Raw genomic sequence first — 15,019 nt, 5'->3', positions numbered from 1 at the left:
ACTAGGGTCCTTGATCGCCGTGGTAGGGCGCAACCAGTGGGTTGGCCGCGGTGTACGGGCTGGGCATCTGGCCGATCGTGCGGCCCCACTGCAGCTCCAGTTCGGTCAGGTCGCCTTCCCAGCGGGTGCCGGTGAAGAAGCTGGCGTCCAACCGGCTCAGTGTCAGGTCGAGGATGATGGTCTGATTGGCGTACTCGCCACGTAGCCACTTGTTGAGCGTCTCTTTCGGATACGGGAAGGTGGCGAAGAAACTCAGGGATCTGGTCAGCGCCGGACCGGCGTCGGCGAGCGACTGCAGAACCGGCCCGAGATCGTTGAGCTCCTTGATCAGATTCTCCTTGGTCTGGTTGACCGTGTCAGCTGTCAATGCGCTGAACCTGCCGAGTTCCGTCAACGCATCGGCAAGATGCTGACGCTGATCACTGAGCACCTGCAGGGCGGCAGGCAACGTCTGTAATGCCTTGTCCAGCACTGGCTTCTGGTCGGCGAGCTGGCTCACCAGTCCGTTGAAGCTGTCCGTGGCCGCGATGATGTCGGTGGTCTGGTCGTTGAGGGAACCGATGAATTGATCCAGCTGGGTGAGCAGGCTACGTAGGTCGCCTTCGCGGCCGGCAAAGGCGGTGCTCAGCGACTGTGTGATGTCCTGGAGTTGCCCGATGCCGCCACCGTTGAGGAGCATCGAGATACCAGCCAGGGTTTGCTCTGTCGAGGGATAGATAGACCCCGACGACAACGGGATCACCGCCCCCGCGGTCAGTCTGCCTTGCGGTGCGACTCCGACCGGCGGAGCGAGCTCGACGTGCAGTGAGCCCAACAGGCTTGTCTGGCCGACGGTTGCCGTGGCATTGGCGGGGAGTTTGACGTCGCCATTGAGGCTCATCGTCACTAGCGCGTGCCAGCCCTGCCGTTCGATCTTGGTGACATTGCCGACTGTGACGTCACCGACGCGGACGCGCGAATTCCTTTGCAGGTTCTCGACATCGGGGAACTGTGCCTGGATGGTGAACGGGTTGTTGCGGTGGCCTTCGGTGCCCGGAAGGTCCAGGGTGTTCACGCCGCGCCACTGTGAACAACCGGATGCGCTGCTGACTAGGACGAGGGCGGCCAACAGGGCCGAGCCGGTCCGATGGAGGCGGCGGTCGATCACGAGCCACCGCCGGGGGGGATCATCATGCCGGTCAATCCGTTGTCTGGGTTGGTAGCGACGGGTGCAGGGGCGGGCGGCGTAGACGTCGATGATTCCGCGGCCATCGGCGCTGTGTCGGTGGGCGCTGCGCCAGCCGGTGGCGGCGAAGATTGCTGCGGTGGAACGTAATCCGGCCGCATCCAATCCTCGCTGTAAGTGATCTCGTTGGGCCGCGCCTGAGCGCCGACAAGAACGTTTTGTCCCAAGGGAAGAAAGTTGTACTGCCGGTTCTTGATGATGGGCGCCAGGTATTGTGCGCACAGTTTGGCGGATTGTTCGGCGCCGAGTCGTGAGGCCGCCTGGATGGCGCCGCAGATGAATTCGATCGGATTGGAAAACTGGTTGACGGCCAGCGCGCCTGTCAGCGCGCCCTGTGCGGGCTGGTAGATGTTGACGAAGTTCTGCAACGCAGTTGGCGCGATGTGCAGCGTCTGTTTGATGTCGTCGAGGCTCTGATTGAGCGCGGTGCTTACCGAGGCCAGTTTGTCCGACGTGGTGCCCACCGTTTCCTTGTTGGCGGCGACGAAGGCCGTCAGTTCGCCGACGACGGAGTCGATATCGCGGACGGCGTTGGCGATCTCGTTCGGATCGTTGGCCAGAAGTCCGGTGACGGCGGCGAGGTTCTGATTGAGCTGGCGTAGCAGGTCCTGACTGCTCTGAAGCGCCGTGACCACGGCTGAGATGTTCTTGACTGTGCTGAACAGGTTCTTGCTGCGATCTCCGAGCGCCGAAAATGCCTGGGACATCTGAATAATCGTTTGCCGGATGTTCGCGCCCTGGCCGCGCAGGTTGTCCGCCGAGGTGTTGATGAGCCCGCCCAGCGTGCTGACACCGCCTGGATGAGTGGGTTGCAGGGTGTCGGTGAGTCGCTCCAACTGCACGCGAAAGTCGTCCCATTCAACGGGAACAGCGGTGCGCTCCTCAGGCACGACGGCGTGATCCGCCATGGTGGGCCCGGTGGTGTACGCCGGCGTCAGTTGGATGGCCCGGGAGGTGACCAGCGACGGAGAAAGGATAACCGCCTTGGCATCGGCGGGCACCTGGTACTGGGCGTCGTACCAAAAGGTGATCTTGACCCGGGTGGCCTCTGGCGTGATCGTGTCGATCTTTCCGACCGGCACCCCGAGAACTCGTACTTCGTCGCCGGCGAAGATGCCATTGCTGTTGGCGAAGTAGCCCACAACATTGACGCGGTTGATGCGCTGCTGAGTCTTCGTCACGACCACGATCCCGGCCACCACCAGGACGGCGAGAAGGGCGGCGAGGCCGACTCGCGCTCTGCGTGCGGTCATCACTGTCCTCCGTTGGTGGGTGCGCTCGGGGCCGGCAATTCACCGGGGGCATGAACAGTCACGGGGTTGGGTACCGGCGAGGGAACGGATGCCAACCCTGGGGCGGCCGCGGCCGGTGGTCCAGGAGGCGGGCCTCCCGGCGGTGGAGCGGGCGGCGGTTCCCGGTACGGGTAGCAGCCGGTCGGTCCGGGCAGTGGCAGGCCGGGCTGACCGCACCCCTGATCGCCCGGCTTGCCGGTGATCGCGTCGGGCAGTGTCAGATTCGGCTCGCCGCCCTGACCAGTGCGGGGGTAGGGGACCGGCAGAGCCGGTGTGCCGGGTTGGCCGACGGGTGGGTCTGTCAGTTGCGACGGCAGCAGCACGCTGGGATCCAGGCCGAGGTCGGAAAATGCGGCGTCGATAAAAGGTTGCAGGAACTGGCCCGGTAACAGGTTGCCGATGTAAGCCTTGAAGAACGGGGCCGCGGACACCGACTCGCCGAGAGACATCGCGTAGGCGTTCAGTAACTTGATGGACTTCTGCACCTGCTCTTTGCGATTGTCAACAATCGCGAGTACCCCGTTGAGCTTGTCGATCGCGGGCTTGAATGTCGCGTTGTTCTCGTCGATGAATGTCTTCGCCTGCCGCGAGAGCGCCGAGATGGATCCAGCGATCTGGTCGAGTGCCGCGCTTTGGCTCTGCAGCTGGACGAGCAGTGCATCGCTGTTGGCGATGAGGTTGACCACCTGGTCACTGCGCTCCGACAGCACCGCGGTGGCTTTGTCGGCGTTGGCCAGCAGGTTGCGTAATTGCTCGTCGCGGGCGCTCAGGGTGCGCGAGAATCGCTCCACGCCGGCAACCGCGACCTTCAGATCTGGGGGAGTGTCCTTGAATGTGTCGGTTAGGACCGCCAGCGAGTCCGACAGCTGATCGGTGTCCAGGCCGCTGATCGTGGCGGTGAGATCGCCAAGGGCATCGGGCAATTGATACGCAGAACGTGTGCGGTCGAGCGGGATCGGACCGTCTTGAATGCCACCACCCCGTGGGGTGATCTCGATGATTTTCGACCCCAGCAGGCTCTTGGTCTGGATGGCTGCTTCGGTGTGGTCGCCGAGACGGATGTCGTGGGCCACGTTGAACGTGACCAGCACGCGGGCATGGTCGAGCTTCACACCTTCGACGGCACCGACCTTGAAGCCGGAAACCTGCACTGGCGCACCGGGAGTGAGGCCACCGGCCTCGGCGAAGTACGCCGAGTAGCTTGTTGTCCGATTGACGACGGGCAGTTTGTCGTAGTTCAGCGCCAGCAGCATCAGACCGGCGGTGATGCCGACGCCGACGGCGCCGATCACCACGGGGTTACGTTCTCGGAAGGACTTCATTTCGGCGTGCACCTTCCGGAGTCTTGGCCGACGAGCTTGATGTAGACCGGTTGGCCCCCTTTGCCGTTGACTTTCAAGGCGACTTCGCACAGATAGAAGCTGAAGAAGTCTCCGTAAAGCCCTTGGCGGCCCAACTGCTGGTATGCCTCGGGCAAGGTGTTGAGGAGGTTGTCCATGTAGTCGTGGTCGGCCACTACCAGGCCTGCGGACCGGTCGGTCTCGGCGATAACCTTCTTCAAGGGGGTTCGTGCCTGGGCCAGCAGATCGGCGATCGAGTTTGAGGCGGCGTTGGTGTATGCCACGGAATTGCTGATATCGGATTTGTGGCTGGCCAAGGTGTCGACGAGGTCGGACAGGGAGGTCACGGCGGTGTCGACGTTCTTGCTCTGATCGCCGAGCGAGCCCACGACGGTGTTGAGGTTCACGATCACCTGTCCGATCAACTGGTCCCGGTCCGCGAGGGTGTTCGTCAGTGCCGCAGTTTGATTCAAGAATGAGCCGATCGTGGCGCCTTGGCCCTGCAGTGCTTTGATCAGCTGGCCCGACAAGGCATTGACCTGGTCTGGGTTCAAGGCGCGGAACAGCGGTCGGAAGCCACCGATGAGTGCGTCGAGGTTCAGCGCTGGCGAGGTGTTGGCTAGCGGGATAGTGCCACCGGGCTTGAGCTCAGCGGTGCTTCCCGCCCCCTCTTCGAGGGCCAGGTAGCGGCCGCCGATCAGGTCGTCGTAGCGGATCACCGCCCGGCTGCCCTGGGTCAGTACGACGGTGTTATCGGCGGTGAAGTGGACCAGCACCTTGTTGTCGGGCTGGATCCGGATATCCGTCACCTTGCCGACCTCGACGCCGGCGACGCGGACGAATTGGCCCGTCTCCAGTCCGCTGATGTTGCTGAACTCCGCCCCGTAGGTCTTTCCGTCCTCGAACCGCAGCTGGGCGAAAATCGCGAAGAGCGAAAAGATGCCTAGCGCTGCTGCCACTGCGAAGACGGCAAGTCGCCAGACGGCGCCTCGCAGATTAGATCTCACGACTGTTGCCTCTCATAGCTTCGCGGTACGGCTGTTTGGCGGATTCAGGGCACTGGCGGGGGTAGCGGTGTCGGCACCAGTTCCGCGGGCGCGGGCGGCGTGAACGGCTCCGCCCCGGCGGGGACATCGTTGGGGTCGGGTGGCGGTGACGCCGATGGAACTCCCGGGGGAAGTCCGGGCCACAGCGGGGTGCCGTCCGGGGCGTACATCGGTGCGCCGTAGGGCGGGGCGCCGGGATACGGGATGGGGCCGGGCGCTGGGCCTCCGAAGAGATTGCGGATGCTCGGCGGCTCGGGGTTGCCCCGGGTGACGGGGAAGAAGTTGTTGTAGGCCGGGAAACCGATACCGGGGTTGGTCCGAATATCGTTGCCGGTACCCCAACCGGTATTGGTGACCAACTGGCGCACGGGGTACATGTTTTCGACGTACGGAAGGGATCCGCATCCTGGCTTTCCGCCGGGACCGCCCTTGGCCGCGACGATCGGCAAGTTGTCCGGATACTTGTACGGGTCATCGCCCAGCAGAAGTCCGACGTCGGTGATTGTCGAGTAACCGTTTCCGCCTGCGCCCTTGTAGCCGCCGTTATCCAGAAAATGCTTTCCGCCGACGATGGTGCACGTGATCATCGGGTTGTATCCGAGCAACAAGCTGGTGGTCGACGAGAGGTCGTTGACTGACGTCACAAGGTTGTCCTTGCTCGACCCGAGTAGGTTCTCGCCGCTGCGTGAGAGTCCGGTCAGATTGAGCAGCAGTGCGTCCAGTGCCTGCGCGTGGTCGGTGATCGTGGTGCTGGTTGTACTCGCTGCATCCAGCACCGTCAGGATGTTCTGGGCGGCGGCGCTGTAGGTGTCGCTGAAACCCTTGAGCGACTGCCAGTCTCGCCGCATGGTGTCTGCTCGGGGGTTCAGAGCCGACAGCACCTCATTGGCATCGGTAGTGGCCTGGCCGATGGTCGAGCCCTGGCCGCGAAGGCCCTCGGCCAGGGCGGACAGCACACCATTGAGCTTGGCTGGATCGATCTGCTTGAGCACGCCCATCAGATTCTGGAAGACAGTGTTGACCTCGGTCGAGACGTTCGACGCCTCGATGACCGCCCCTGGCTGCAGGTGGTGTGCGCTCGGAGCAGACGGGTAGGTCAGGTCCACGAACTTTGCGCCGAAGGCTGTGGTCGCCCGAATCTGGGCGCCGATGTTGGCGGGGAGGTATTGGAGCTGGTCCGGGAAGATCTCGAGCTTGAGCCGAACGGGGTCGCCACCTTGGACCTCGCCAACCCGGCCTACCTCCACGCCCTGCATCTTGACCTTGCCGCCCGGCTCCATCACCAGGCCGGATCGGTCGGAGGTCAAGGTGACGGGCACGTAGGCGGTGAAGGCCCCGGAGAACAGCGCACTGGTCACGAACACCACGGCCGCAAGGAAAGCGACTAGGAAGAGCGTCCACCACCCGGGGTTCAGCCGGCTGTCATTGCGTAAAAAATCCATCGCGTTATCCCGAAAGGTGGAAGTTGCCGGACTGGCCGTAGACGGCTAGCGAGACGAACAGGGTTACGAAGACAGTGGCGACGAGCGACGTACGTACACCCCGGCCGACAGCCTCGCCGACTCCGGCGGGGCCTCCCGTGGCGGTGAAGCCGTAATAGGTGTGCACCAGCATCACCACGACGGCGATCAGGATCGCTTGCATGAACGACCAGATGAGATCGGTGGGGTTGAGGAACGTTTTGAAGTAGTGGTCGTAGACGCCGGTGGACTGCCCATAGACGAAGGTGGTACCGAACCTGGTGGCGACGAAAGCCATGATGACGGCGATGCAATAGAGCGGAATGACTACCAGCACACCGGCCAACACGCGCGTCGACGCCAGGTACGCGACCGACCGGACACCCATCACTTCGAGTGCGTCGATCTCCTCACTGATCCGCATGGCGCCAAGTTGGGCGGTGGCGCCGGCGCCGATGGTCGCGGCGAGGCCGATGCCGGCCACCAGCGGCGACACCAGTCGGACGTTGAGAAACGCCGACGTGAATCCAGCCAGCGCCTCGACACCGATTTGGGCGAGCTGGTTGTACGACTGAACCGCGATGAGCGATCCGGCGGACAACGTCAGGAAGGCCACGATGACCACCGTCCCGCCGATGAGCGCGAGCGCGCCCACACCCAGACTCATCTGAGCGATCTGCCGGATGACTTCGACCTTGTAGTGGACAACGGCGTCGCCGATGCCGCGCACGGTCCAGCCGTAGAACTGGGTCTGCTCGCCCACCCGTTTCCAGCTCTTGGAGCAGGACGCCAAGAACCGTCGGGTCCGGGGATGCAGGCTGCTGGCCCTTCCAACTTGCGCCGTCACGCTGTGACCCTGACTGCGACCGCTGTGGCGATGACGTTGATGACGAACAGAGCCATGAAGGTGAAAACCACTGTCTCGTTGACCGCGTTCCCCACGCCCTGGGGACCGCCGCCGACCGAGATGCCCTTGTAGCAGGCGATAAGGCCGGCGACGAGACCGAAGATCGCGGCTTTGGCAAGGTTCACCACCACGTCAATGCCCCCGACCAGGAGGGTCAGACCGGATGCGAAGGCGCCAGGCGTGACGTTCTGGAAGAACACCGCGAAGAAGAAGCTGCCGACGATGCCAACCATGGTCACCAGCGAGGTCAACATGACGGCGACGACGGTGGCGGCCAACACGCGGGGCACGACGAGTGCCTGTACCGGGTCGATGCCGAGCACCCTCATTGCGTCCAACTCTTCGCGGATGGTTCGCGATCCCAGGTCCGCGCACATCGCCGTCGCGCCCGCGCCTGAAATGACAAGCACGGTGACCAGCGGGCCGATCTGAGTGACCGCGCCCAGAGCGGCTCCAGTGCCCGAGAAGTCGGCCGCACCCAGCTCAACGAGCAGGATGTTGATGATGAACACGGTCAGGACCGTGAAGGGGATCGATAGCAGCAAGGTCGGCGCGATAGACACACGTGCGACGAACCAGGTCTGCAGCAGGAACTCGCGCCACGCGAAGGGCGGCTTGAACATCAACACGAACGTGTCCAAGGTGGTCGCGAAGAAGTCGCCGAGCGCGCGAAGGGGTCGATAAGCATTTCCCACGGTCACCAAGACTCGTGCACCACCTGTGCGTCGCGATGTTTCATGGCCTGCGATTCCCTTCATGGAACTTTATCGACAGATGACTGGATCGGAGATGTGGTCCAGCACACACGCCGTTGCGGGGGAACCGTACACCATTGTTTTCGGCGGTAGCAACAGATTCGACCCAATGCCGACGGACGATACAGGGGCCGACTAGTTCGGTCGGGTGGATTTGCTTGTTCTGTCGAGATGGTCGCTGTGACCGTGTCTTGCGCGGAGGCAAGAGCTGGTGCCGCTGCTCGTAGTGCTACTAACGCAACGTCCACTCCGGGTGAGATGTCTGATGTCAGTGCAGCTAGAAGTGCATATCGACATACCTGGCGCGGGTTGCGCCGCGTTGGGCATGAGCCTGTGCTCGTGCCTGGTGCGTCGACGGGGGCAAGGGGTTTGCGTTACCGGAGAGAGTTGCTGAGGTATTTGTCGCCGACGGTCGACACCCACTAGCTAGGATTTGCTAGCAACAAGCAAAGGAAACTCAATTGACGCCATTGTGGTGCTTATTCGGCCGCGAATATGCGCCCCTTCGTACGCGTTAAAACAGCCCCCCTTTATGACAGGAAGTGCGCCTGATGGTTTTTGGTCGAAATGTCTTATGTCGATGAATTCACGGTCGGTGTCGACGTGTCGGCGCCGGGCATCTCGGGGTGGTCGAGATCGCAGCCGGCAGGCGATTCGGGCAGTCTTGCTCCCGCCTGGGGCGCATCCGTGCTGCACACGGCGCCGCGCCCCCGGGGGGTCTCCGCCGGGGCGTCTGGCTGGTCGCCTGTGGAACCCATTGCGGCGGTGGGGGTCGGACCCACGGCCAGCAGTCGATTCTTACCTACATGGATCGTTAGATGGGCAAATGGTCGCCCGATGAAGGGGCAATATATATATCTATTTATCTAGTTAATGAACGGTGGTCAACGCGTTGAACGCGCCGTACCTGCGGTGGGTGCCGCACGCGGGACCATTGTTTGTCGACCGTTGCTCGCGGCGGTCTGCGCGGCCTTGGACCGCGTCCGCGCCGTCGACCTGACGTTCGCAGAACACGCGATGGAAGTTCTTCAGGTGTCGTTCGTCGGCCGGTGTAGGCGCGGGCGATCGTCCCTGGGTCGACACGGGTTCACAGGCTTTTGGAGACGCGAGCAGCTGGAGGCCGGCTTACCGGATAAGCGGTCCCGGTGCCGGGAAACGCAACACATCAGCCGAGATGCAGACCGCGGTCCCAGCTGGGGAGCGCAAGTTGACGATGGCAGATTCTCGCCGCCTTGCCGCAGGTCGTGGTACTCGGCGATCACTTCGGCAGCCGGTATCGCTGCGACGGCCATGTTGGTGACGTAGGTCTTGAGTCCGACCAGGGATTGCGCCGGGGCCAGGCTGGTCTCATCGACGCAGCGGTCATTGCCGCGGACTTTGACGAATCATGCTGAGTTGGCTTTCTTTTCGCCGTCTACGACCGCTCTCGCGCGGGCTTCCTGAGCGGCCAGGGGTTTCTGGTCGCGCCGGGACCGATTGGCCGAGTATGCCCAGATCGCCCACCACGCTCCTGGATGAGTGTGGGGGTCCCGGACCGGCTCGGCTCGTAGAGCTAGATTGTTGGCTTTGGCGTTGCGGTGCCGGGGGTGTGACCGTGTTGATGAACTGCCCGTCGGTGAAAACGTCACCGTTCCAAGGAAATGCGATTCCAGGTCTGCGGCCGCTTTTGTTGCGCGGGAGCCGACGATGGACGACAGTCCGAGCTCGTCGAGGGCTTCGAAGTTGACCGCCGAGAGCATGGCCCGCATCGGCAGCCGTCGCCATCGGCGTGACCTGGAGGCTATGGCGTTCCAAGAAGCTGGTGACGATCAGGACGATGATGGTGGTCTCGGCGGTGTGGCCCCGGTATCAGCTGAGTTCTAACGGGAGTCCGGTTCGATCAACCAGCAGGCCGACCACGATCTGCGGATGGACGTGGCACTCCTTGGAACAACCGACTGTGCGTAGGTCGTCCTCGGGTTCGTCCGCGAAATACAGCGTTGTCGCGTCGTAGGGCAGCAGCCTGAGTCCGCCGCAAGCGGTGGCGTAAGTGAAGCACTTCCCGGCGATCGCACCTCGGTAGTTCTCGGGGCCCATCTGATCGATATGCCGCCCAATTATGCAGTAGAGCACCGGGTTTGCGTACAGGTCTCGGCGTTTCCGGGCTGAAAAACCCCACACGATGTCCGAAGTCAGGAGCCGAGATACGCGGATCATCAGCCGAGATTCAGGCCGCCGCGGTCCCAGCTGCGGAGCGCAGGCCGTTGTGCTGTGTCAGCCCGTGGGGTGGGCACTCAGATCGTCGAGCCGACCGGCCCGAGGTCAGTGCACTGAGCATTCTCGAAGACTGCCCAGCAGCCCTGGCCGCGGGCGGTGTAGATGCCTCCCGGCGCTGACATGTTGATGAATGCCCTCGCCGTCGACCATGCGGGACTCGACGAGCACGTGTCGGTGCCCCTGGGGCCGGTAATGCAGACTGTGGCGCTTGTGGCCTGGGCTAGACCCGAGCACTTCGTCGCCACCAGAGTTGCAGATACCGCAGTCCTACTTCCGCCGGGTAGTTGTTCCGCCTGGGGTGCCGACAGCTGGAACGTGCAGCCCTCGTCATCGGCGGCTGCCGAGGGCGCGCCGCTCGTGAGGGCGCCGACTGATCCCGCAGCTATGGCGACAGCCAATGCGAACAGGATGGACCTGGAAAAGCGATGGCGGGTGAGCGTGTGTTGAAGGGTCATTTCCGTTGTGCCCGGCCAGTTTCGCCCCGCTCGATGGGGCAGTAGCCCGGCGTCCTCCTCTATGCTCGGTACACGGTCTGCGCGATTCGTCGGGGTCTTCAGTACTCAGATTGATCCAGGGGTCCATTGCGTTGACATCTGTATTCGCGGGCAACGTGTTGTTCGGTCGCTCAGCGTTCGCATGCGATGTGTCGCGGTACTCGGCACCGAGATATTGCTTCCACTCACGTAGGCAGAGACGCCGGCAGATCTTCCGCCTGTGGTAACCGAACCGCATTGTCTGCGTGACGGACTCACGTCGCGAGGTACCAAGTTCGCCGTTATGCCATCGATCGTGGCAAGCGTCGCCGTCGCGGAAAGGTCGCTGAGTTCACCGTACGTCCATGGTGGAGTCCATTTTGGCCAGAGTGACGGCGACGAGCACCGTCCTGTCGTCCAAAAAGCCATGCCGTCGCAATCCTTCCGGGAGACGGACCACCCAGCGAGCTATCCTAGTCCACACATAGCAATAGATTCAGATAGTTGTATAATTAGATATCTGTGCGGGCTGCGGTGAGTGATGCTCCGGTCGAGGAGCCGAGCGAATTGGTCTGGACGGAGGCCCGAGGAATCCAGACGGCACTGCCGCCGCGACAGTTGGTAACACTCGAAACAGCGGCCCTGGCGGTTTGCGCAACCACTACCGCAGCAATGCAAGTCATCGTCGTCAGTGGCCGCGCGCACCATGAGCTCGTGGCGTGCGGTCCGGGAATGCGCCACAGTTGATATCGCATTCCCGGCGCGTCCGTTGGATGTCCGTAGGACGTCGGCTTCAGCCGCCTAAGCGCAGCCCGGTGTTGCGGGTGCCGAACACGTCGGTGGCCATGATCGCGCCCAACTTGTCTGCATCCCAGCGCTTCTGGCCGTTGGATACCGAGGCCGCCGGATGCCAGCCCTTGAGCAGTTGGATACTCTCGCCCATCGCGCGGATTACCTGACCGCTGACGTGACCGGCCTCAGGGCTGGCCAGCCAGGCCACCACTGGCGAGCCCAGCGACGGATCTTTCGGGTCGAACTCGTCGTCAGGGCGCTCATCGGGCTCGATCGGTGCCTGCGCTCCGGGCATCGACGCGGACATCCTGGTGCGCCCGCCTGGGCTGATCGCGTTCACTGTTGCGCCGATCGACGCCAGCTCCAGGCTCAGGGTCTGGGTGAGCCCTACGATGGCAGCTTTTGCGGCGCTGTAGTTGGTCTGCCCGAAGTGTCCGTGCAGCCCCGCACCCGAGGTGGTGTTGATGATGCGCCCATACACCTTCCCGCCGTTGGCTTTCGACTCGTCCCGCCACTTACGGGCGACCGCGCGGCTGGTCAGCCAACTACCGCGCACGTGTACCCGCATCACCAGGTCGAAATCGTCGGCGGTCATGTTCCAGATTGCCTTGTCACGCACGATGCCGGCGTTGTTGACAACGATGTCCAACCGGCCCAGTTGCGAGTAGGCGCGCTCCACCGCCAGATCGACCTGTTCCTCGTCGCCGACATCGCTGAAGTCCGAAACTGCTTTGCCGCCGCGGCTTTCGATGATCTGCACCACCTCGTCGGCTACCTTTCCGGTGCCCTCACCCGACAGGCTGGTGCCCAGGTCGTTGATGACGACAGTGGCACCGTGTTTGGCCAGTTCGAGCGCGTGGCCGCGGCCGATGCCGTGACCGGCGCCGGTCACCAGCGCCACCTTGCCGTCGAGTAGTCGGGTCATGCGTTCTCCTTGCTGGGGGTGAAAATGGTCAGATACGGACTGGCCGGGTCGCTGTCGTCGACAGGCCGGAACACCGCGGTGACCGGCATGCCGACCCGAAGCTTTTGGGAGTCAACGCCTTCTATGGTGGTCATCAATCGTGGACCCTCGTCTAGCTCGACGAGGGCAGCCACATAAGGCAGCTGTTCCTTGAAGGGCGCCAGGTCGTTCACGAACACTGTCGAGTACGTATAGAGCGTGCCCGTGCCTGCGGCCTGCACCGGATGCACGTCCTCACTCCAGCACCATGGACAGAACGGCCGCGGATAGTGGTGCACGGCGCCGCACGCCGCGCACTCGGCGATCAACAATCGGCCCTGTCGTGCGGCTTCCCAGTACGGGGCGCTGGCCGGATCGATGACGGGGATGTCCGCACGTGCCATCGTCACCACCCGGTGAATTCGGTCGGGCGCTTCTCGACGAAGGCCTGCACGCCCTCTTTCGAGTCGTGCGAATACGACTGGATCTCTTGCGCCATCGCCTCGGCGACGAAGGCTCCGGTGCGATCCGTGTCGGGGGAGTCGTTGAGCAGTCGTTTGGTGAACGCGATCGCAGTCGTGGGTGCGGTAGCCAGTCGGCCGGCGAAATCGGCAATCGCGGCATCAAGCTCATCGGCCGCCACCACCCGGTTCACCAGGCCGAGGCTCAAAGCCTCGGCTGCGGTGAGCTTCTCACCAAAGAACGCCAACTCCTTGGCCTTCTGCATGCCGATCCGCCGCGGCAGCAGGTAGCAGCCGCCGCCATCGACCACTAAGCCGCGCTTGGCGAAAGACTCTGCAAAATAGGCATTTTCGGTGGCGATGACCAGATCGGAGGCGTATACAAGGTGAGCTCCTACGCCGGTCGCGGCACCCTGCACTGCGGCGATCACCGGCTTGTTGCAGTCCAGCACGCTGGCCACCAGCTTCTGGGCGCCGTTCATGATGCGCCGCATCGGGTCCATCACCCGCTTTTCCACAGTTGCACGCCGGTCGGCGAGCGATCCGACATCGGCACCTGCGCAGAAGTGTTTGCCGTTGGCCCGCAATACGACCACGCGCACCTTGTCGTCGGCATCCGCAGCAGTCAACAACGCGATCAACGCATCGCGGTCATCAGGACGCACCGCGTTGGCGGCCTCGGGGCGGTTGAGGGTGATGGTCAGGACGCCGTCGGTGGTGTCGGACAGCACCGCAGGTTGAGTGTTCATGGGGTGTAGGTCGCCTTGAGGTGTTTGATGCCGTTGACGAAGTTCGATCTCAGCATGACCGGCTCGCCGGCCGAGGTGATATCAGGATATCGGTCGAAAAGCATTTTGAACGCGACGTTGAGTTCGAGCCTGGCGAGGTGTGCACCCAGGCAGAAATGTGGACCCGGACCGCCGAAGGCTATGTGGTTATTCGGTTTTCGTGCGATATCGAAGAGCTCCGGCTCCGCGAAGACAGCTGGATCGCGGTTGGCGGCGGGGTACCAGAGGACGACCTTGTCGCCGGCGTTGAAGGTGTGAGTGATCGCGCCCTGCTCGTCGGTCAGCGTCACGCCGTCGCGGGTGACGGTGCGGCGCATGTGGATCACGGGACTGGCATATCGCAAGATCTCCTCGACCGCAGGCGATGCCAGTTCGTCGTAGTTCGCCAGCAGCCGATCCCGCTGCTCGGGGTGGGCGCTGAGGATCAGCAAGCCGTGCGTGAGTGCATTGCGGGTCGTCTCATTACCAGCGCCAATCAGCAGGATGAAAAACTTGGCCAGTTCCTGCGGGGTCAGGTTCTCCTCGTCAGAGGTCACCAATTTGCTGATCACATCGTCGCGGGGGCTCGCGATACGGTCCTCGGCAATGCTTTTCAGCAAGTCGATGAGTTGTTCGCTGGTTTCTGTGACGGCCGTCTCGATGCCCTTGATGCTGTGGTCGGGTACGTATTCGGGATCGGAGGCTCCGAGCACCACATTGGTGGCGTGCAGGATGAACTGTTCGTGCTCGCGTGGCACGCCCAGCATGTTGTCGATGATGCGGAGTGGCAGCAGCGTGGCGAAAGAGGCGACGAAATCACACTCACCGGAGCGCGGCATTTCTTCGAGGATCTCCGCCGTCGTCTCCTGCACCAGTCCACGAAGCTCGGAGAGCATGCGCGGGGTGAATCCACGGGAGACGATCTTGCGCAGCCGCATGTGCTCGGGGTCGTCCATATCGATGATCGACCCGCGGTACTCCCGCATCTCCGCCGTCTGGTCGAAGATCTGGGTGCCTTGCCCCGAACAGAAGTCTTCCGGCCGCCGACTGATCTGGGAGACGTCACGGTGCGAGCCGACTGCCCAGAATCCGCGTACCCGCGGCGAGTCGGGGCGGCTGGTGCGGACGAACACCGGACTACCCGCGTCGCGCAGGCTCCGGTAAAGCTCCGTTCGGTCGGCGGGGCGTTCCTGCCACCACTGCAGGTCGATCAGCGGTGCGAACTGCTGCTCATCGGTGTCGATCGCGTTCACAACACTCGATTCTGGCACTAGTGTCACCTTTTGGCAATGTCGAGCACGT

General features: G+C 63.1%; 11 protein-coding genes and 1 pseudogene. All 12 read right to left on the bottom strand.

Annotated features, from left to right (window positions below):
• Window position 1: 1 nt before the first annotated feature.
• The gene (locus G6N57_RS29165; protein WP_061263264.1) at window positions 2–1,147 is read right to left on the bottom strand and encodes a virulence factor Mce family protein; all 1,146 of its coding nucleotides are present in this window, start codon (window positions 1,145–1,147) and stop codon (window positions 2–4) included.
• Window positions 1,144–2,478: an MCE family protein gene (locus G6N57_RS29160; protein ID WP_061263265.1), complete on the bottom strand. Its 1,335-nt coding sequence runs from the start codon at window positions 2,476–2,478 to the stop codon at window positions 1,144–1,146. The genes G6N57_RS29165 and G6N57_RS29160 overlap by 4 nt, the downstream gene beginning before the upstream one ends.
• Entirely contained in the window at window positions 2,478–3,839 is a 1,362-nt protein-coding gene (locus tag G6N57_RS29155) for an MCE family protein (protein ID WP_061263348.1), read from the bottom strand. The genes G6N57_RS29160 and G6N57_RS29155 overlap by 1 nt, the downstream gene beginning before the upstream one ends.
• Window positions 3,836–4,864 (bottom strand): MCE family protein, encoded by a 1,029-nt coding sequence (locus tag G6N57_RS29150; protein ID WP_061263266.1) that lies wholly within the window; start codon window positions 4,862–4,864, stop codon window positions 3,836–3,838. The genes G6N57_RS29155 and G6N57_RS29150 overlap by 4 nt, the downstream gene beginning before the upstream one ends.
• Window positions 4,865–4,908: 44 nt before the next feature.
• The gene (locus G6N57_RS29145) at window positions 4,909–6,345 is read right to left on the bottom strand and encodes an MCE family protein (protein WP_061263267.1); all 1,437 of its coding nucleotides are present in this window, start codon (window positions 6,343–6,345) and stop codon (window positions 4,909–4,911) included.
• 4 nt (window positions 6,346–6,349) lie between these two features.
• Window positions 6,350–7,210 carry an ABC transporter permease gene (locus G6N57_RS29140; RefSeq protein WP_077743320.1) on the bottom strand — a complete coding sequence of 287 codons (861 nt, stop codon included), beginning with the start codon at window positions 7,208–7,210 and terminating at the stop codon, window positions 6,350–6,352.
• Window positions 7,207–7,974 carry an MlaE family ABC transporter permease gene (locus G6N57_RS29135; RefSeq protein ID WP_061263350.1) on the bottom strand — a complete coding sequence of 256 codons (768 nt, stop codon included), beginning with the start codon at window positions 7,972–7,974 and terminating at the stop codon, window positions 7,207–7,209. The genes G6N57_RS29140 and G6N57_RS29135 overlap by 4 nt, the downstream gene beginning before the upstream one ends.
• Window positions 7,975–9,263: 1,289 nt before the next feature.
• Window positions 9,264–10,161: pseudogene (locus G6N57_RS32135) on the bottom strand (IS1634 family transposase); the annotation flags it as partial.
• 1,386 nt (window positions 10,162–11,547) lie between these two features.
• Window positions 11,548–12,471 (bottom strand): SDR family NAD(P)-dependent oxidoreductase, encoded by a 924-nt coding sequence (locus tag G6N57_RS29125; protein ID WP_061263270.1) that lies wholly within the window; start codon window positions 12,469–12,471, stop codon window positions 11,548–11,550.
• On the bottom strand, window positions 12,468–12,893 hold the full coding sequence (locus tag G6N57_RS29120; protein WP_061263271.1) for a Zn-ribbon domain-containing OB-fold protein: 426 nt from the start codon (window positions 12,891–12,893) through the stop codon (window positions 12,468–12,470). The genes G6N57_RS29125 and G6N57_RS29120 overlap by 4 nt, the downstream gene beginning before the upstream one ends.
• Before the next feature lie 2 nt (window positions 12,894–12,895).
• Window positions 12,896–13,699, bottom strand: a complete 804-nt coding sequence (locus G6N57_RS29115; RefSeq protein ID WP_061263272.1) for an enoyl-CoA hydratase/isomerase family protein — start codon at window positions 13,697–13,699, stop codon at window positions 12,896–12,898.
• Window positions 13,696–14,970 carry a cytochrome P450 gene (locus G6N57_RS29110; protein WP_077743322.1) on the bottom strand — a complete coding sequence of 425 codons (1,275 nt, stop codon included), beginning with the start codon at window positions 14,968–14,970 and terminating at the stop codon, window positions 13,696–13,698. Before G6N57_RS29110 ends, G6N57_RS29115 begins: the two co-directional genes overlap by 4 nt.
• Between the last annotated feature and the right edge of the window lie 49 nt (window positions 14,971–15,019).

Origin of the sequence: Mycolicibacterium boenickei (assembly GCF_010731295.1) — a bacterium.
GTDB classification, from domain to species: Bacteria; Actinomycetota; Actinomycetes; order Mycobacteriales; family Mycobacteriaceae; genus Mycobacterium; species Mycobacterium boenickei.
This window is presented reverse-complemented; position numbering and strand designations above follow the sequence as displayed.